The following is an 18,182-nucleotide window of genomic DNA, read 5'->3' as shown; positions in this document are numbered from 1 at the left end:
GATGTGGCAGGTAAATCACTAAAATGTTTCACGTGAAACATTTTCATCCCCACTCTAGCCCAATCCGGCCTGATCTAGCTTAAGGGCGTGAATTTCCCACAAATTAAAGGGATTTAACCCCAAATGAAGTTTGGCCCTATTCATGCGGTAGGTAAATCACAAATGTTTCACGTGAAACATTTTGAGGCAGCTTTCATGCCGATCTGCAACCAAAGCCACCAGAAATAATGGTAATCAACCGCTTAAATGCGCATAAACCCCAATAGACAGCTTAATAATACACCAATCAAGACGCCGTCATCGGAATGAACAACCGGAAAATGTTTCACGTGAAACATTTTGAGGCACATAAATCATAATACCAGGGATGATTTACCCAAATGGCCTAAACAAAGCGTTCAACCACGGCGTCTTTGAGGCTATTTGCCAATACAAAAGGATGAAAAAATAGACCCAAGTAAATCTTCGACATCGATTTTGCCAGTTATCCGTCCCAAGGCCGTCGCCGCCATCCGGAAATCTTCGGCCGCCAATTCCGGATTCACATTAAAATCATGCGTCAGGCCGCGTTCAAGACTCTGCATCGCCCCCATCAACGCGTCGCGATGCCGCGCCCGCGTGATAATCGCACTCTGACCATCCTGATTAAGCGGCGCAATCGCCTTTGTGATCGCCGCAATCAGCACTTCGACATCTTTATGATCGCGCAAGCTGAGATGTAACGCGCCTTCGGGTACCGACCCCACCAGCCCCAGATCGCATTTATTGAGGACGATTAAATGCTGGCCGCCTGTCAAATCGCTAATCTCGGCCAGATGATCTGGCCATTTTGGATCACTGCCATCAAGGATAATCAGGCCAAAATCAGCATCACGGCCAGCCTGACGAGCACGACGGATGCCTTCGGCTTCGATAGCCCCCGCACCATCACGCAATCCAGCCGTATCCATAAAGGTCACGGGCACGCCACCCAGATCCATTTTAACCGCAACGATATCGCGTGTGGTGCCTGCCTCAGCCGAGGTGATAACCGCATCACGACCCGAAATGGCATTCAAGGCGGTTGACTTGCCCGCATTCACCGACCCAAGCAAGGCCACCTTTACGCCATCACGGATGACTTCGCCTGCTTTATTATCCGCCATAATGGCAGCTATTTCGCTAATCAGCGTTGCGGTACTTGTACGCAAGGCCGCTTCAACCGAGGCTGGCAGATCCTCATCGGCAAAATCAATCAGCGCTTCGAGCTGGCCAGCCAAGCTGATCAGCGTTTCGCGCCACGCCGTAACCGGTTTGCGCAAAGCCCCATCAAGTTGTGCCCATGCCTGATGCAGCTGGGCAGGGGTTTCCGCATCGATCAGATCAGCCAGACCCTCGACACCCGACAGGTCGAATTTATCATTGCCAAAGGCACGGCGGGTAAACTCGCCTGGTAAAGCCGGACGGAACCCCGCTATCTGGGCTAATCTATCAAGAATCATCGTCTGCACCGCCTGACTTCCATGGCAATGGATTTCCAATACATCCTCGCCAGTCGGAGACCGCGGTGCCTGCATATAAAGAAGCAGCACTTCGTCAATTGGCTGGCCATCAGCATTTTTGAGGCGGCGCACGGCAAACCGCCCCATTTTGGGACAGCGCACATCAAAAGCATCCGCCGCATAGGCGGCCTTTTTTCCGCTGATCCGCACAATGGCGATAGCCGAACGCCCTGGCGGGGTTGCTAGCGCAAAAATAGTGTCATTGAATGTAGCGCCTGTCATTGCGGGTCTTTCATTAAGAAGCCTATCTGGCATTAAGAAGCCTATCTGGCATTAAGAAGCCTATCTGGCATTAAGAAGCCTATCTGGCATTAAGAAGCCTATCTGGCATTAAGAAGCCTATCTGGCATCACACGGTCTGTTTGGTAAAATGTTTCACGTGAAACATTTTTAAAATGATCTGAATAGAGGTAAAGTACCCTGAGAACATGTCAAGAGTGACATCAGACCACCCCTTTAACAACAGGGTCGGGATTATGACTGAACAGTTTTATATCACATTTCACACGCCTTTGGGATGGATGCGACCTATAAGTGACGGCACGTCCTTGATCCGGCTAGATTGGCAACAATCGCCTTGGCGTAATGGATATGATGGAGCCCAAGAGCCAATAGATCATGTTTCACGTGAAACAAAACAGCAGATTCTGGATTATCTGGCTGGCACCCGCACAAGCTTTGATCTGCCGCTGGCCCCCGAAGGCAAAAGCAAAAGCGGATGTGACTGGCTCAGCATCATGGCGCAAATTCCCTATGGCACAACGGTTTCCTATAAGCAATTTGCCGCGATGGCTGACAAACCCAACGCGCCACGTGCCGCCGGTTCAGCCTGTGCACGCAATCCAATCCCGATTATCTATCCTTGTCACCGTGTTGTTAGATCAGACGGATCATTAGGCAATTATGGCGGTGGCGATATGAGCAGCCCCAAAGACCCAGAAAACCTTGGGCGTAAGGACTGGCTTATCAAACATGAACATGGGCACCGTTAACGGGTGAAAATGTTTCACGTGAAACATTTTGGCTTCAGGTAATACGGTAGCTCTTTATTAGGCTACGGTTATATTATTAGGTAACCTGGTGCTTCGCTGGATCATGCTTATGTGAACACGATCATCTTATCACTCTACGCTGCGCTTGATTGGATGAGGCTTGTTTCTTTTATCATGCCGCATCATCTCCCGACTTAACAGTCGGATGATGCTTAATTCTTTTATCATGCCGCATCATCTCCCGACTTAACAGTCGGATGATGCTTAATTCTTTTATCATGCCGCATCATCTCCCGACTTAACAGTCGGATGATGCTTAATTCTTTTATCATGCCGCATCATCTCCCGACTTAACAGTCGGATGATGCTTAGCTATTCATCTGATCGAAGAAATCATCATTTGTTTTTGAATGTTTCAGCTTATCAGTGAGGAATTCCATCGCATCGATCGCGCCCATCTGCATGAGAATCCGGCGTAACACCCACATCTTGGCCAATGTGCCTTTATCGACAAGCAATTCTTCCTTACGCGTACCTGACTTGGTGATATCAATCGCCGGGAATGTCCGCTTATCAGATAATTTACGATCCAAAATCACTTCACTATTACCGGTGCCTTTGAATTCTTCAAAGATCACTTCGTCCATACGCGAACCGGTTTCGATCAAAGCCGTTGCAATGATGGTCAGTGAGCCACCTTCTTCAATATTACGCGCCGCACCAAAGAAACGCTTTGGCCGCTGGAGCGCATTGGCATCAACACCACCTGTCAGCACCTTGCCAGATGATGGCACAACCGTGTTATAGGCCCGTGCCAGACGCGTAATCGAATCAAGTAAAATCACCACATCACGCTTATGCTCAACAAGACGTTTTGCTTTTTCTATAACCATTTCAGTTACTTGCACGTGTCGTGAAGCTGGTTCGTCAAAGGTTGACGAAATCACCTCGCCTTTGACTGAACGCTGCATATCAGTGACTTCTTCAGGGCGTTCGTCAATCAGCAGAACAATCAAATAGACTTCCGGATGATTTTCCGAGATTGCATGGGCGATGCTTTGCAGCATCATTGTTTTACCTGTGCGCGGCGGCGCCACGATCAACCCACGCTGACCTTTACCCATTGGCGCGACAAGATCGATCACCCGCGGGGTGTTGTCTTTCTTATCCGGGTCAAATGGCAATTCAAGGGTAAGTTTTTCTTCCGGATATAAAGGCGTCAGATTGTCAAAATTGATGCGCTGGCGAACTGCGCTAGGCTCTTCAAAATTGATGGTTTGAATTTTAAGCAAAGCAAAATAACGTTCGCCATCCTTAGGCGCGCGGATCTCGCCTTCAACTGTATCACCTGTGCGCAAGCTAAAGCGCCGTACCTGACTAGGTGACACATAAATATCATCCGGGCCTGGCAAGTAATTTGACTCAGGCGCGCGTAGAAAACCAAAACCATCCGATAGGACTTCGAGAACACCGCTACCATAAATAGATACGTCATTATCAGCGAGCTGTTTCAAGATCGCAAACATCATATCCTGTTTGCGCAAAGTGCTGGCGTTTTCGATTTCCAGCTCTTCGGCATAAGCCAAAAGATCGGCGGGTGATTTCTGCTTTAGTTCCTGAAGGTGCATAATATGACTCATCGGTAAACGGGATTATATATATCGGTTTAGTGAGCCGGGCGGCTCCCTGATATATACAGGCATAATATAAGTTTAATTTGCGTTAAAAGTCAAGGCAACGGCCATTAAGCATTTACATCATATTTAGCTTAGATGCGCACTGACGCTAGAATGGCTTGACCACTGCCATGACGATTATAACGATCATCAGCACCGTCGGCACCTCGTTCCAGATCCGATATGCTTTTGAGGATAACGGTTTTTCGTCATTTTCAAGCAAACGCCGCATTTTGGAAAATTTGCCATGACAGCCAGCCATGAGAATGACACAGACGAATTTTACAATGAACCAGAGCTCATAGATCAGCGCATGATTAAGCGCAAGCATCCATAAGCCAAAGATAAAAGATGCAATCATCGCCGGATTCATGATCGCTTTTAACAGCCGGCGTTCCATAACTTTGAAAGTTTCGGCCTGAACCGAACCAAGCGGGGCGTCAGCGTGATAGACAAATAACCGAGGTAAATATAATAAGCCTGCCATCCAGGATATTACCGAGATGATATGCAATGCCTTAATAATTTCATAACTCATCACTATTCCTTAATCCCAGCTATCGAGCCTGGCGCACATGCGTAATCATTTTTGTCACATTCGCGATCGGTGTGGCAGGTGTAATGCCGTGCCCAAGATTAAAAATATGTGGCCGGTCAGCAAAAACCCCAAGAATATCATCAATATTGGCAAGCATAACATCATCACCCGATAATAAGCTAATCGGATCAAGATTACCCTGTACAGGCAGATATGCGGGTAAATTCTTATGCGCCCAGCGAATATCCATACCATGATCAAGGCCAAGTGCATCAACACCAACCTGATCAACGTAAGGCAAAATGCCTTCGCCTATACCTTTGGGGAAACCGATTACTGGCTGAGATATGCCGCGCGCACGAAGCGCCGCGATAATCGTTGCCGCAGGTTTATTAACGACCGCATCACGATGCCAAGAGGGAACGGCACTTGCCCAACTGTCAAATAGCATCAAGGCATCGGCACCAGCATGGGCTTGCAAACACAGAAATTCAATTGTCGCTTGGGTAACGATATCCATAATTTTGTCAAACCCTGCCGGGTCATTCCACAGCATCTGGCGTGACAAGTTAAAATCCTTTGAAGATCCACCTTCAAGCATATAGGTCATGACCGTCCAAGGCGCGCCAGCAAAACCAATCAAAGCCGTGTCATCACGTAAAAGCGAACGCGTTCGGGTAATCGCATTAGCAACAGGTGCTAATTTTGTCGGGACATCGGCAAGTAGAGCTTCATCAAGTGATGCCGCATCAGCCAAAGGGTCAAGCATAGGCCCGTGATTTGGTTTAAACCGTACATTGCGATCCAAAGCCCATGGCACCATCAAAATATCTGAAAAAATGATCGCCGCATCAAATCCGAATCTTACTATCGGCTGAATTGTAACATTACTGGCTTTTTCAGCGTCCAGACAAAAACTGATAAAATCAGGTGTCGTTTCTCGAATGTCTCTATATTCTTTTAGATAACGTCCTGCTTGCCGCATCATCCAGATTGGCGGGATTGGCATTTTCTGTCCAGCCAGTGTTTTTAAAAAGCCGCTCATGGTCCTAGTTTTCTATATATCTATATTATTATATAAATAAAGTAGTTGTTTTGGTTGTGGGTGTGGATATGCCTATTCACAGTTTTCTACCTATTTTATCCCCAGTTTTATAAACAATGACAGGCTTGCAAAGCTACTGTTAATACAGCCATTGATGTAATTATCCCGCTTTTCCCCAACTGATACCGATAATTTATCCGCAAATGTATGAGCTGTGGCCGGATTGTGGTTATCTATAGCAAAATCAGATATGCTATTTTCTATCCCCAGATTGCCCTATTTCATGCACAGGGTTTATTCCCTAGTTTTCGCATCGCAACAGGCCTGATGATATTTGCTCATGACGTGGCCAGCATAGCCATGTAAGGTTGGATAACAGCGAGGATATCATGGCACGTCAAGAATTACATATTCATCTTGTTTCGGATTCGACCGGTGAGACGGTGCATCAGATCACCCGCGCCTGTCTGGCGCAATTCCCCGATGCCGATGTGACCGAGCATGTCTGGACATTGGTGCGCACCGATGAGCATCTGGAGCTCATGTTCACGGGTCTCATGCGCAATCCGGGCATTTTGCTGATGAGCATCATTGATAAAGACATGCGTGATAAAATCGAAGCCCGCTGTAAAAAAATGGGTATCCCAGCCGTGTCGGTGCTGGATTCGGTGGTGAATTTGCTGGCGAGCGTGCTTGGCCAAGCGCAGCAGAATTTGCCAGGTGGCCAGCGGCAGATCAATTCGGCCTATTTTGCCCGCGTTGCCGCGGTTGATTTCGCCGTGAGCCATGATGATGGCATGAATATGGGCAATCTTGCCGAAGCGGATATTCTGATTGTGGGGATTTCACGTACCTCAAAAACACCAACATCGATGTATCTGGCGCATCGTGGCTATAAGGTGGCCAATTATGCGCTGGTGCCGGGGGTGCCTTTTCCAGCGCATTATCTTGACGGGCTTGATCTGTTTACCGTCGGGCTGACGAATGATCCGAAGCGGCTAAGCGCGATCCGCAAAACCCGCCAGATTGCCATGCTTGATAATGAAAATAAAACCTATGCCGATATCGGCGCGATCGAAGAAGAAGCCAAAGAGGCGCGGCGTCTGTTCAATAGATCTGGCTGGCCCGTTATCGATGTAACGCGCCGTTCGGTCGAAGAAACCGCCGCGGCGATTATCCAGCTACATACAAATTGGCGTGAAAGCAACGCATGACCCAAGATATATTTGCAAAATTACCCGCAGATAGGTTGATATTGGCATCAACAAGCCAAACACGTCAGTCGATGCTGGCGGCGGCAGGGGTTGCGTTTGATGTGCAAGCCGCACCGGTGGATGAAGCGGGCTTGCGCGATGCCGCCCTGGCTGAAGATATGGCCAAGGATGATATCGCAGTGATGCTGGCCGAAATGAAAGCGCAAGCGGTCAGTATGCGGTTGCCATCTGGTGATGATAGCTATGTGCTGGGGGCAGATCAGCTGTTGGTCTGTGATGATCAGATATTTGCCAAGCCCGCAACAGCCACAGCCGCCGCCCAGCATCTGCACGCCTTATCCGGCAAAACGCATCAGCTGATCACCGCTGCGGTTATATTCCGGCAAGGGCAACGCATCTGGCATCATATCGAAAGCGCCAATATGTATATGCGCCCGCTTGATGATGATTTTATCACTGCCTATATCGAAGCGATGGGTGATGCCGCGCTTCATAGCCCCGGTGCCTATCAGATTGAAGGGCTGGGCGCGCATCTGTTCAGCCAGATCACCGGCTGTCATTATGCTATATTGGGTTTGCCTTTATTGCAGATCCTTGGCTTTTTAAGACCGCATGGTTTAGTGCCACATGGTTTAGTACCACATGGTTTAGTGCCGGGGGGATTAACACCAGCAGGATCGTCGTCATGATTATCATCGGCCTTACCGGCATGATCGCCAGCGGCAAAACCACAGTCAGTGAGATGTTCGCAAGCCACGCGATTCCGGTGCACAATGCCGATCAGGTGGTGCATGGTCTGCTGGGCAAAGATGGCGCGGCGGTTGACAAGATTCTGGCGGCCTTTGGCCCAGATTTTGCTACTGATATTGGGGATCACGAAATTGGCATTGATCGCGGCAAGCTAGGCGCGTTGGTGTTTGCCGATCGTGACGCGCGCACAACACTCGAATCGATCCTGCATCCAATGGTCAGCGATGACCGTGACAGGTTTCTTGAACATCATCGGCATAATGCCACCCCATTCGTGGTGCTGGATATACCGTTGCTGTTCGAAACGGGAGCCGATAATATGTGTGATTATGTGATTGTCACCAACGCCGCTGCCGATGTGATCGAACAACGCGCTTTGTCACGTGCTGGCATGAGCGCCGATAAGCTGGCAGGCATTTTGCAAAACCAGATGCCCGCTGCCGAAAAAATCAGCCGCGCCGATATGGTGCTGGATACGGATATTCCGATCGCGGACACGCGTGCCCAGCTGGAAACGTGGCTGACCCGTATTGGATTTGATAGGGATCAGGGATTTGAAAACAATCGGGGCTTAGAAGATGATAGCGGCTTTGATAGCGATGTGGTGCCATGCGATAAACATCAGGCCAAACGTCTATAGCCCCAAGTCTGTTGATTTATAGTTAAAAGGATAATTTATGCGCGAAATCGCTCTTGATACCGAAACCACCGGCATAAACCCGCGAGATGGCCATCGCATCATTGAAATTGGCTGTCTTGAGTTGCTGCATCACCTGCCTACCGGCAACAAATTGCATATTTATATCAACCCCGAACGCGAGATTGACGAAGGCGCGGTCAAGGTTCACGGGCTGACCAGTGCATTTCTGGCCGATAAGCCGTTATTTGCCGATATCGTCGATGAATTTCTGGCGTTTATCGGGGGTGATCAGATGGTGATCCATAATGCGTCTTTTGATATGGGGTTTCTGAATGCCGAGCTAGCCCGGCTTGACCGGCCAGTTTTGCCGATGGATCGCGCGGTTGATACCTTGATGATGGCGCGCAAGAAATTTCCCGGGGCGCAAGCCAATCTGGATGCGCTATGCCGTCGTTTCGAGATTGATAACGGGCATCGTGATCTGCATGGCGCCTTGATCGATGCTGATCTGCTGGCCTCGGTCTATATCGAATTGCTTGGTGGCAAACAGCCAGGTCTTGGTTTGGATAATGGCACCGGATCAGGGGCCAGGTCGCGGGCAGGTCCAGCTGGGTCTGCCGGGTCTTTAGGGTCAGCTGGTTGGAGTGGTTCGGATCATGGTGCCGAAACAGCCAACGGAACCGGGCATTTTGCCATGTCTGAGACCGCGATCCGCCCGATCCGGACGCATGCGCCAAGCCCAGAAGAACAGGCAGCGCATGACGCCTTTCTTGATGGTATGGAGAATCCGATCTGGCGGCAATAGACGCTACAGGTACTATCGTTGCGACATTGCCTGGGATTTAGTGAACTTCGCCAGCCTGCGCTTCTTCTTGTTGGCGTGCCAGATTATGCTGATAAACAGCGACGAAATCGACAGGCTGGATATTCAGCGGCATGAAACCTCCGTCGCGGGTCATATCGGATACAATGGCGCGGGCAAAGGGAAATAGCAAACGCGGCGCTTCGATCATGATCAGCGGGTTCAGCTCGTTTTCGGGGGTGTTTGGCGCGGAGACAAGACCTGCATAGGTCAGATCAACCAGAAACAAAGCGGTGTCATCAGCCTTGGCTTTGGCTGTCAGGTTCAGCAACACTTCAAACTGGTCTTCGCCAATCATTTTGGCGCCAACATTGACGCCAATTTCGACATCTGGCTGGGCGGTATTCTCAGTTAGAACATTTGGCGCATTCGGATTTTCAAAAGACAGATCCTTAATATATTGCGCGTGCATGATAAGCTGGCGCATTGCCTGGGTGTTTTCGCCAGCGCCGTCGGCAGCGGCTGAATCTGTGGTTTTTGAATTATTGGCCATTGGAATCTCCGGGTTCGAATTATATCGTCACGCTCTGGGTTATAACAGATCAGGCTTGATTTTGGGGTGGCGCATTAGGGCCGTCGGTTATCGTAAAGGCCATCTAGCATGAATAAGGGGCTGGCCGCAAGATGTGACACCTATGATGGCTGGTCTATTGAGTCAGAGTAGATAGTTGTCAGTTTAGCTTCTTATCTGATTTTTTGGTCTTTGATCCCTGATCCGGGGTCTTGTCTTCGGCTTCGCCTTCGATGATGTCATTATCATCCCAGCGATGCCGATCGGATGTCGATGATGGCTGCCGATTCGTTGCCCCAAAATGTGCCCCAAAATTTGAATTATGATCGTTTGAACCCGCCTGCGCTGTGCCGGCATAGCTGGTGAAGCGCGCACTTTTACCAAGCCGCGTCGCCAGCCACAGGCCAGCCACTGTGCGGATACCAGGCAAAAATAGCGCCAGACCAATGGCGTCGGTGACATAGCCTGGCAACAGCATCAGAACCGCCCCACATAATAGGCCGATACTATCAGCCACTGATTTGATCGGCGGACGCCCCTGCGCGATATCGGTGCGCAAGCTGTCCATGACCGCGCGTCCCTGGCTTTTCAGCAAGGAAATACCGATCATGGCGGTGACAAAAACACCAAGAATGGTCAGCACAACGCCAACTTCACTACCGATAACAATAAAGGCGCTAATTTCGATCCATCCCCAGATAAAAAAGATCAGCAGGATGATTAAGTTCATTTTATTCCTTTGCGCATTTTTGTTCCTTTTGGGCATGATTTTACCCTATTAAAGCTGGAAACTGGATTTTGTGATACACATATGTCATCTATAGAAGATATTTTCTAGCCTAATGACATATGAGATGACATATGAGCTTTCTCAAAAGCACAGGAGACAACGTGCCCTATATCGATATTATCATTTTTGCGGTCATTGCCGTGTTGCTGGTTTTGCGTCTGAAATCGGTGCTTGGTCAGCGCACGGGATTCGAACAACCGCAGGATAAAAAACCTATGCAGGCCGCCAATGACGGGGATGTGGTGCCCTTTCCCAGTAATAAGGATGAAACCGGTGCGTTAAATGGCCATGGGATTGCAACGCTACGCAAAGCCGATCGCAATTTTACCGAAGCGGCCTTTCTGGGCGGTGCGACACAAGCCTTCGAGATGGTCTTGCGCGCTTATGCCGAAGGTGATCTGGCACAGCTGAAGCGGTTGCTTGGCTATGATCTGTTGCAAAGCTTTACGCAGTCGATCCAGAAGCGCAACGCGAATAAGGAAAGCCTGACGATTGACCTTGAGAACATCAAGGAAGCCAGCATCCTGAATATCGCCGTTGTTGATTCGGTTGCCGCGGTCACAGTGCATTTCCATTCGGTGCAAACGCGTATCGCGCGTGATGCCGATGAAAATATCATCGATGAAGACGAAAGCCAGTCGCAGGAAATCGTTGATATCTGGACGTTCGAGCGTGATCTGACATTGAATGATCCAAACTGGAAACTGGTTGAAACCGAAACCGCCGATGACGATAGCTAATGGTGATAGGGAATAATGGTTATGGCCAATGAGCGTGCGCAAATCCGATAAATCAGATGAAGAAGACCATGTGTTGTGGCAACGCGTAACAGCGCTTGTAAAACCGGCGATTCAGCAAAACCGGCGTTATAGTGGTAATGATCTAAATCATCAGGGGCACACTCAGGGGCGTGATGATGGTGGCATGTCACCATCGAAACGCCAACAAGCGGGCGGCGCAAAACCAGCATCTGCCAGCATGGCGGGTTTCGCTTTACCAAAGACATCGGCAAAAATATCGCCCAAAACATCGCCCGTTGATCTGCGCGCAGGAGAAACCGCTGGTATCGATGGCGGCACCCAAAAACGGCTGTTCCGCGGGGATGTGAAAATCGACGCCCGGCTTGACCTGCATGGCTATAACGCAGCCCAGGCGCAACGAAAACTAACCCAGTTTCTGAGTCAGGCCAGATTATCTGGTTACCGGTGTATTCTGGTTATTACCGGTAAAGGTGCGCGCGGGACAGGTGTTTTACGAAGCGCGGTGCCAGACTGGCTTAAACGCGCGCCCCTTTCGGAGCTGGTATTGGCGATGGCGCAAGCCAAGCCAAGTGATGGTGGGGCAGGTGCGCTTTATGTGCTGTTGCGCCGTCAGCGTGAACGAAAATGACACCTTTTGGCTATAAAATGCGCCAATTGCGGGCAGATAAGAATGTCACCCAACAACAACAAGCTGATTTTCTGGGGGTGTCAAAAGCCTATATCTCGGCTTTGGAAAATGGCGCAAGAGGCAAGCCTTCAACGGTGCTTGTCGATCAGATATGTGTATGGCTTGGCCTGATCTGGGATGATGCCGAAGAATTGAAGCGGCTGGCGACATTGTCGCATCCGAAACCAACCATAGATGTGCGCAAGCATACGCCCGATGCGGTGATGTTGGCTAATATGATGGCACAGAATATCGAACGGCTGGACGATCAGGATTGCCGACTGCTTTTGACCGCGTTGGAAAAGCGTCTGAGATAAATAATGTGATAAAATTCAATCTGGCGGTTTCAATTTTGCGTTGTTGTGGTAAAAGGTTCGCGAAAACCGTAAATAGGTAGATAATTGATTACAACAGGTGGGCATATGGTTCACCAATTTAATAATTTTGTAATTCAGCCATATTTATTTTGCATCATGCCGCCCATTACATAGTCATGTGTGCTGCTATGTCCAACGTTGAGGATGTTTTGAATGACGCCCGAAATTCTGAAAGATCATGTCGCAAAACTGTCGGTCGAAACGGTAGCAAGCCTGACAGCAAGTGACATCAATGAATTATGTGATGCGGCCGAAGAAGCCATTAAATCGGGTGGTGGCTTTGGCTGGTTGACGCCGCCGCCGCGTTCGGTGATGGAAGATTACTGGCGCGGTGTTCAAATGATCCCCGAACGGCATCTGATTGCGGCACGCCTTGATAAGATGATCGGGGGTTGTTGCCAGATTGTGCGTCCACCGCGCAATAACGAAGCGCAGTCATTTAGCTGTAATCTGACAACATTCTTTGTCGCCCCCTGGGCGCGGGGTCATGGATTAGCGCAAAAGATGATTGGCGAGGCGGAAGCGCTGGCCAAATCCGAAGGGTTTTCGATGATTAACCTTGATGTGCGCGCAACCCAGACCCGGGCGATCCAGTCTTTTGAAGCCCGCGGATTCAAACGCTATGCGAGTAATGAATATTATGCCAAGGTCGATGGTAAATATGTGATGGGCTATTATTATCACAAAGCCCTGTAGGTAATCTAACATGGGGTGACGTAATGGCTGCATATGACGATAATAATATTTTTGCGAAAATCCTGCGTGGTGACATTCCATGTCATAAATGTGACGAGGATGAGTTCACCTTGTCATTTCATGATATTGCCCCACAAGCCCCCGTGCATGTGCTGGTAATCCCCAAAGGGCGATATGTGGATTATACCGATTTTGCCAGCCATGCCTCGGCCGCAGAAATCGCTGGCTTTGCCAAGGCGATCCAGCGTGTTGCCGAAAAAACCGGAATCAGTGAAACAGGTTATCGGATTATTTCGAATATCGGTGTTAACGGGCATCAAGAAGTGCCGCATCTGCATATGCATGTGATTGGCGGCGCGCCGACTGGCCCGATGCTGAGCAAACAGGGGTAATCTGACGCTGGATTTCTCAGCCCTATATTTGCCAGTACATATCATAAAAATCTAATCAACTTGCGGCGATCTTTAGGCTCATCCAAAATGGTCATTCACGATCATGGATGCCGCTTTATGCATGCACATATCCAGACAGTTGCCTTTCGCGGCATCGATACGATTGCTGTTGATGTGCAGGTGCATATTGCCAATGGCTTGCCTGCGATGGCGATTGTCGGGCTGGCGGATAAATCGGTCGCCGAGTCCAAGGAACGGGTACGCGCGGCACTATCGTCAATTGGCCTGTCTTTGCCGCCAAAACGGATTGCGATTAATCTGGCACCAGCCGATGTTTTGAAAGAAGGCGCACATTTTGATCTGCCGATTGCACTTGGTTTGCTGGTTGCGATGGGAGTGATCCCTGCGGATGCGGTGGCTGACCGCGTGGTGCTGGGTGAATTATCACTGAATGGTGCGATCCAGCCAGTATCGGGCGCCTTATCGGCAGCGATTTTTGCCAGTAGCCGCCAGCAGAATCTGATCTGTCCGGCGGCATCAGGTGCCGAGGCGGCCTGGGCAGGTGATATTGATATTCTGGCGCCGACGGATATTCTGGCATTGCTTAATCATGTGCGCGGACGACAAATTCTGCATCCGCCAACGCCTAAAATTGCGACCAGCCAAACCCAGCATCCCGATATGGCGGATCTGCGAGGCCAGCTGACCGCACGGCGGGTTCTGGAAATCGCGGCTACCGGTGGACATAATCTATTGTTAATTGGCCCGCCTGGCGCAGGAAAATCAATGCTGGCCGCACGATTGCCCGGCTTGCTACCCCCCTTAACCCCCGAACAGGCATTACAGGTGACGATGATACATTCGATTGCGGGTCAGTTATCCGATGGCGGTTTGATCCGTGACCGGCCATTCCGCGAACCGCATCATTCGGCATCAATGGCGGCGTTGGTTGGTGGCGGTATGCGCGCCAAGCCCGGTGAAATATCGCTGGCGCATCATGGGGTTCTGTTTCTGGATGAGCTGGCTGAATTCAGCCGCGTGGTGCTGGATTCGCTACGCCAGCCTTTGGAAACAGGCAAAGTTGTCGTCGCGCGCGCGAATAATAACTATACTTATCCAGCCGCCTTTCAGCTGATTGCGGCGATGAATCCCTGTCGTTGTGGCTATCTGGGTGATCCGGCACGTGCCTGTAGTCGTGCGCCAGCATGTGGACGGCAATATAGCGCCAAAGTATCAGGCCCGGTGATGGATCGGTTTGATCTGATTATCGAAGTGCCTGAAGTGACCCCACAGATGTTGATGGCTGATGAAGCGGCGGAACGGTCGGCGGTGATTTTTGACCGGATCATGGCCGCGCGCAGTGTGGCGATGGGGCGAAGCTGTCAGGCGGATGGCACGCTTAATGCCAAGCTGACAGGTGATGATCTGGATGCAGCGATTGTGCTTGAAGATGCGGCAAAGACGCTGTTGAAAGCGGCCCTTGAACAGCAGCAATTATCCGCACGCGCCTATCACAAGATTATGCGGGTGGCGCGTACGATTGCCGATCTGGATAACAGGCCAGAGGTCACGCGCGAACATCTGGCCGAAGCGCTGGCCTATCGGGCGATGCCGTTATTTGCGTAAGTCGGGTGAATGCGCTCGATTGCATCCCAGGTGAGCGCGGCGATATCGATATTCGACAGACGCAGAATCTCGCGGATGCCTGTCGGCGAAGTGACATTGATCTCGGTGATATAATCGCCGATGATATCAATGCCGACAAATAGAAGCTGGCGCCGGCGCAATTCCGGGCCAATGGCCTGACAGATTTCCAGATCACGCGCGGTAAGGTCGGTCGCGGCAGCACTGCCACCGACATGGAAATTGGAACGCGCTTCGCCTTTTTGCGGAATCCGGTTCACCGCGCCAACCGGTTCGCCATCAACAAGAATGACGCGCTTATCGCCTTTGGTAACGGCCGGAATATAGGCCTGTACCATCACCGGTTCGCGGTTGGTCTCAAAAAACATTTCGAGTAAGGAACTAAGATTCTGGTCATCTTCACGCAGGCGGAACACACCAGCCCCGCCATTGCCGAAAAGCGGCTTGACGATGATGTCGCGATGCGTCGCCCGAAAGGCAGCAATCGTTGCCGGATCGCGGCTGATCAGGGTCGGCGGCATCAATTCGGGAAACAGGGTGACCAGCAGCTTTTCCGGTGCGTTGCGTACCTCGGCCGGATTGTTGACGACCATAGTTGTTGGTGGCAACATTTCGAGCAGATGTGTGGCGGTGATATAGGCCATATCGAAAGGCGGATCCTGGCGCATCAGCACCACGTCAAAATCGGTAAGCGGGCGTATCTCGAGGGCACCAACGGCGAAATGATCGTCTTGTCGGTCAAATAGCTGTAATGACTGGCCGCGTGCCTCAATTCTTGATGCGTTCAGGCTGAGCTTGTCGGGGGTGTAATACCACAGGCTATGGCCGCGTTTCTGTGCTTCCAGACCAAAGGCAAAGCTGGTGTCACCAGCGATTGCAATCGCTTCAACCGGATCCATCTGGATGGCAATGGAGAGGTTTTTGGGCGCATTTAGGGGCGATGTCATGAGCCGGACTAATCGCGTGTATCGCTGGCCAAGCTGATGTAATTGACCACCTGCTGGGCAAAGCGCAGATCCTGCGCATGGGCAATAACCGCATTCATTTCATCCGTCGATGCGGCAACGCCCGACAGATATACAATGCCATTCACCACATCAATGCTGAAATTAAGTGATGAAATAGAGCCATCGGTAATCAGCTTGCCACGCAATTGCGCACTGGCCGCCAGATCTTTGGCAACATCCTTGAGTGTTGAGGTGTCGGTGACCTGAATTTCATTGACCACTTCACGGACGCCTTTGATTTCCCATGCCAGCTTTGTGGCCAGAACTTTTTCTTCCGGGGTTTTTACCTTGCCTGTCATCAATACCGCGCCATCATTGACCGTCACATCGACAACGGTGCCAAGGCTGGCGTCGTTCTGGATGAATTTGTCATGCAGTTTGGTGAAGATGACGCTGTCAGATACCGATGTCGAAAGCCCTTTTTCCGTCGATGACGCCGCCACCGCCGCCGTGCCAACACCAACCGCCGCCGCCACACAACCTTGTAGCGCAAGCGATGCCAGTAACAGCATACAGGCCGTAAGATGTGTCATAGTTGAAATATGGGAAGGGCGTGACGCCTGCATGGACGATCTCCTATAGGGTTTTATTCCGACTGTGGTAAGCCGCTTAAATGTGACAAGTTGTTGCATCATGGTCAAGACCTATAGGGTTCTACCAAGCATTAATAATGGGTATCAAGCGCGACCATAAGGCATGGGGTTTTCGTTCGATCAAAATCACATCAAAGCGGCATTGATGATTATGGTGCTGGGGTGAAGCGGCCATGAATAGGGACGCGGCGCGGGTAATGCGTTTTTGCTGGCGGGTTGAAGGGCTGGCACTATGAATATCCTGCTGGCGGTATTTGACTTCGCAAAAGACCAGCAATGCGCCGCGTTGTGCGATGATATCTATTTCGCCAACATGGCTGTGCCAGCGCCGTGCCAGAATGCGAAACCCGCGCAACCGATACCATAGAGCTGCGCGCGCTTCGGCCAGATGCCCGGCTTTTTCAGCTGCTTTGAACCGGGCGCTCTTTGACGTTTTATGCGGCGACGTTTTATGTGGTGTTCTGTTTGTAATCGGCATGTTGGACCCGGTGTGATCTGCTGTGGCCATTATAGCTGTTATTCCTGAATATCAATCGCCAGCTTGTATATTTTCTTTCGTGGTTGTCCGGTTATGTCGGTGATGGCCTGTACCGCATCGCGTACGCTAGCCCCTTCAAGCTCGGCGCGGAGCATTTGTTCAATGGTCACATCATCGAACAATGATTCATCTTTCTTGCGGCCTTCGACAAGGATCACCAGCTCGCCTTTTGGCGTGTCGGTGGTGTCATAATGATTGCATAATTCGGTCAAGGTGCCGCGATGGATATGCTCGTGCATTTTGGTGAGCTCGCGTGCCACAACGGCAAGCCGATCGCCAAAAATATCCCGCATCATATGAAGTGTTGCAGAAAGCCGTTTCGGCGTTGCGAACCAGATCGTGGTGAAAGTGAGCGACGCGACCTCGGTTAGCGCATCACGCGCGGCCTTGGGTGTTGCCGGGATAAAACCGGCAAACATGAACTTATCGGTTGGCAAGCCCGCCGCCGCCAAAGCGGTGATTGGCGCACTGGGTCCCGGAATTGACGTCACGGTGATATTGTGATCATGGCACGCGGCCACCAGCTTGAAGCCGGGATCGGAAATCAGCGGGGTGCCAGCATCGCTGACCAGAGCGATGTTTTTGCCCGCCAGAAGCTGTTTGATCAGTTTCGGGCGCATCGTATGGCCATTATGGTCATGATAGGCATATAAACGCGCCACGCTGGATATACCTGTCAAGGTCAGCAATTTGCGTGTCATCCGTGTATCTTCACAGGCGATTATATCCGCCGTTTCAAGACAAGCGGCAGCACGGGGTGAAAAATCACCCAGATTTCCAATCGGGGTAGCGACCACCGATAGCAATCCATAATCATCGCGCATGATCTATCCTGTTTGATATGCTGTATTTGGTTCGCCGTATTTGGTTAGGGAGCATGATAAGGTTGAACTAAATAGCTACCAAGCGAATAATGACATGCGCAGATGAACCAGCCATGATAAGGAT

General features: G+C 50.5%; 21 protein-coding genes. 11 read left to right on the top strand and 10 right to left on the bottom strand.

Annotated elements, in window-relative coordinates; translation table 11 throughout:
* Window positions 1–419 precede the first annotated feature (419 nt).
* Window positions 420–1,796 (bottom strand): tRNA uridine-5-carboxymethylaminomethyl(34) synthesis GTPase MnmE, encoded by a 1,377-nt coding sequence (gene mnmE, locus SAR116_RS08490; protein WP_013046515.1) that lies wholly within the window; start codon window positions 1,794–1,796, stop codon window positions 420–422.
* A 221-nt stretch (window positions 1,797–2,017) separates the two neighbouring features.
* On the opposite strand from mnmE, the gene SAR116_RS08485 reads away from it, so the two are divergent.
* Complete coding sequence (locus SAR116_RS08485) at window positions 2,018–2,533, top strand: methylated-DNA--[protein]-cysteine S-methyltransferase (protein ID WP_013046514.1); 516 nt, start codon at window positions 2,018–2,020, stop codon at window positions 2,531–2,533.
* A 368-nt stretch (window positions 2,534–2,901) separates the two neighbouring features.
* Here the strand turns inward: SAR116_RS08485 and rho are convergent, their stop codons facing one another.
* The 3 genes from rho to hemE form a co-directional block, all read right to left on the bottom strand.
* Window positions 2,902–4,161 (bottom strand): transcription termination factor Rho, encoded by a 1,260-nt coding sequence (gene rho / locus SAR116_RS08480; protein ID WP_041860865.1) that lies wholly within the window; start codon window positions 4,159–4,161, stop codon window positions 2,902–2,904.
* A 157-nt stretch (window positions 4,162–4,318) separates the two neighbouring features.
* On the bottom strand, window positions 4,319–4,747 hold the full coding sequence (gene hemJ, locus SAR116_RS08475; protein WP_013046512.1) for a protoporphyrinogen oxidase HemJ: 429 nt from the start codon (window positions 4,745–4,747) through the stop codon (window positions 4,319–4,321).
* A 19-nt stretch (window positions 4,748–4,766) separates the two neighbouring features.
* Window positions 4,767–5,792, bottom strand: coding sequence for a uroporphyrinogen decarboxylase (hemE, locus tag SAR116_RS08470; protein ID WP_013046511.1), 1,026 nt, complete (start codon window positions 5,790–5,792; stop codon window positions 4,767–4,769).
* Window positions 5,793–6,181: 389 nt separating this feature from the next.
* Between hemE and SAR116_RS08465 the strand changes: the two genes are divergently transcribed.
* From SAR116_RS08465 to dnaQ, 4 genes are read left to right on the top strand one after another with little or no spacing between them, the layout of a single operon-like run.
* A complete protein-coding gene (locus SAR116_RS08465) occupies window positions 6,182–7,006 on the top strand; it encodes a pyruvate, water dikinase regulatory protein (RefSeq protein ID WP_013046509.1) in 825 nt (274 codons plus the stop codon).
* Window positions 7,003–7,695, top strand: a complete 693-nt coding sequence (locus SAR116_RS08460) for a Maf family protein (RefSeq protein ID WP_013046508.1) — start codon at window positions 7,003–7,005, stop codon at window positions 7,693–7,695. Before SAR116_RS08465 ends, SAR116_RS08460 begins: the two co-directional genes overlap by 4 nt.
* Entirely contained in the window at window positions 7,692–8,396 is a 705-nt protein-coding gene (gene coaE / locus SAR116_RS08455) for a dephospho-CoA kinase (protein WP_013046507.1), read from the top strand. Before SAR116_RS08460 ends, coaE begins: the two co-directional genes overlap by 4 nt.
* Before the next feature lie 37 nt (window positions 8,397–8,433).
* Window positions 8,434–9,201 (top strand): DNA polymerase III subunit epsilon, encoded by a 768-nt coding sequence (dnaQ, locus tag SAR116_RS08450; protein ID WP_013046506.1) that lies wholly within the window; start codon window positions 8,434–8,436, stop codon window positions 9,199–9,201.
* Between the two features lie 37 nt (window positions 9,202–9,238).
* Here dnaQ and secB read toward each other — a convergent pair whose 3' ends face one another.
* Entirely contained in the window at window positions 9,239–9,751 is a 513-nt protein-coding gene (secB, locus tag SAR116_RS08445) for a protein-export chaperone SecB (RefSeq protein WP_013046505.1), read from the bottom strand.
* Between the two features lie 178 nt (window positions 9,752–9,929).
* Window positions 9,930–10,499, bottom strand: a complete 570-nt coding sequence (locus SAR116_RS08440) for an FxsA family protein (protein WP_190275433.1) — start codon at window positions 10,497–10,499, stop codon at window positions 9,930–9,932.
* A 131-nt stretch (window positions 10,500–10,630) separates the two neighbouring features.
* On the opposite strand from SAR116_RS08440, the gene SAR116_RS08435 reads away from it, so the two are divergent.
* The 6 genes from SAR116_RS08435 to SAR116_RS08410 all read left to right on the top strand — a co-directional run bounded on the left by SAR116_RS08435 (window position 10,631) and on the right by SAR116_RS08410 (window position 15,078).
* On the top strand, window positions 10,631–11,299 hold the full coding sequence (locus tag SAR116_RS08435) for a Tim44/TimA family putative adaptor protein (RefSeq protein ID WP_049757511.1): 669 nt from the start codon (window positions 10,631–10,633) through the stop codon (window positions 11,297–11,299).
* Between the two features lie 28 nt (window positions 11,300–11,327).
* A complete protein-coding gene (locus SAR116_RS13305) occupies window positions 11,328–11,948 on the top strand; it encodes a Smr/MutS family protein (RefSeq protein WP_013046502.1) in 621 nt (206 codons plus the stop codon).
* The gene (locus SAR116_RS08425; protein ID WP_013046501.1) at window positions 11,945–12,304 is read left to right on the top strand and encodes a helix-turn-helix transcriptional regulator; all 360 of its coding nucleotides are present in this window, start codon (window positions 11,945–11,947) and stop codon (window positions 12,302–12,304) included. The genes SAR116_RS13305 and SAR116_RS08425 overlap by 4 nt, the downstream gene beginning before the upstream one ends.
* Window positions 12,305–12,517: 213 nt before the next feature.
* Window positions 12,518–13,060 (top strand): GNAT family N-acetyltransferase, encoded by a 543-nt coding sequence (locus SAR116_RS08420; RefSeq protein WP_013046500.1) that lies wholly within the window; start codon window positions 12,518–12,520, stop codon window positions 13,058–13,060.
* A gap of 23 nt (window positions 13,061–13,083) precedes the next feature.
* The gene (locus SAR116_RS08415; protein ID WP_013046499.1) at window positions 13,084–13,452 is read left to right on the top strand and encodes an HIT domain-containing protein; all 369 of its coding nucleotides are present in this window, start codon (window positions 13,084–13,086) and stop codon (window positions 13,450–13,452) included.
* Between the two features lie 117 nt (window positions 13,453–13,569).
* Window positions 13,570–15,078: a YifB family Mg chelatase-like AAA ATPase gene (locus SAR116_RS08410; protein WP_041861333.1), complete on the top strand. Its 1,509-nt coding sequence runs from the start codon at window positions 13,570–13,572 to the stop codon at window positions 15,076–15,078.
* Here SAR116_RS08410 and gshB read toward each other — a convergent pair.
* The 4 genes from gshB to rsmI form a co-directional block, all read right to left on the bottom strand.
* On the bottom strand, window positions 15,051–16,043 hold the full coding sequence (gene gshB / locus SAR116_RS08405) for a glutathione synthase (RefSeq protein WP_013046497.1): 993 nt from the start codon (window positions 16,041–16,043) through the stop codon (window positions 15,051–15,053). The two genes, SAR116_RS08410 and gshB, sit on opposite strands and share 28 nt — an antisense overlap.
* Window positions 16,044–16,051: 8 nt before the next feature.
* Window positions 16,052–16,669, bottom strand: coding sequence for a BON domain-containing protein (locus SAR116_RS08400; protein ID WP_013046496.1), 618 nt, complete (start codon window positions 16,667–16,669; stop codon window positions 16,052–16,054).
* Window positions 16,670–16,757: 88 nt separating this feature from the next.
* On the bottom strand, window positions 16,758–17,174 hold the full coding sequence (locus SAR116_RS08395) for a YraN family protein (protein ID WP_083775340.1): 417 nt from the start codon (window positions 17,172–17,174) through the stop codon (window positions 16,758–16,760).
* Window positions 17,175–17,212: 38 nt separating this feature from the next.
* The gene (gene rsmI / locus SAR116_RS08390; protein WP_013046494.1) at window positions 17,213–18,058 is read right to left on the bottom strand and encodes a 16S rRNA (cytidine(1402)-2'-O)-methyltransferase; all 846 of its coding nucleotides are present in this window, start codon (window positions 18,056–18,058) and stop codon (window positions 17,213–17,215) included.
* Window positions 18,059–18,182: the final 124 nt, after the last annotated feature.

It is taken from the genome of Candidatus Puniceispirillum marinum IMCC1322 (assembly GCF_000024465.1).
Classification (GTDB): domain Bacteria; phylum Pseudomonadota; class Alphaproteobacteria; order Puniceispirillales; family Puniceispirillaceae; genus Puniceispirillum; species Puniceispirillum marinum.
Note: the sequence above shows the minus strand (reverse complement) of the source record. Positions and strands in the feature narration are given on the sequence as shown.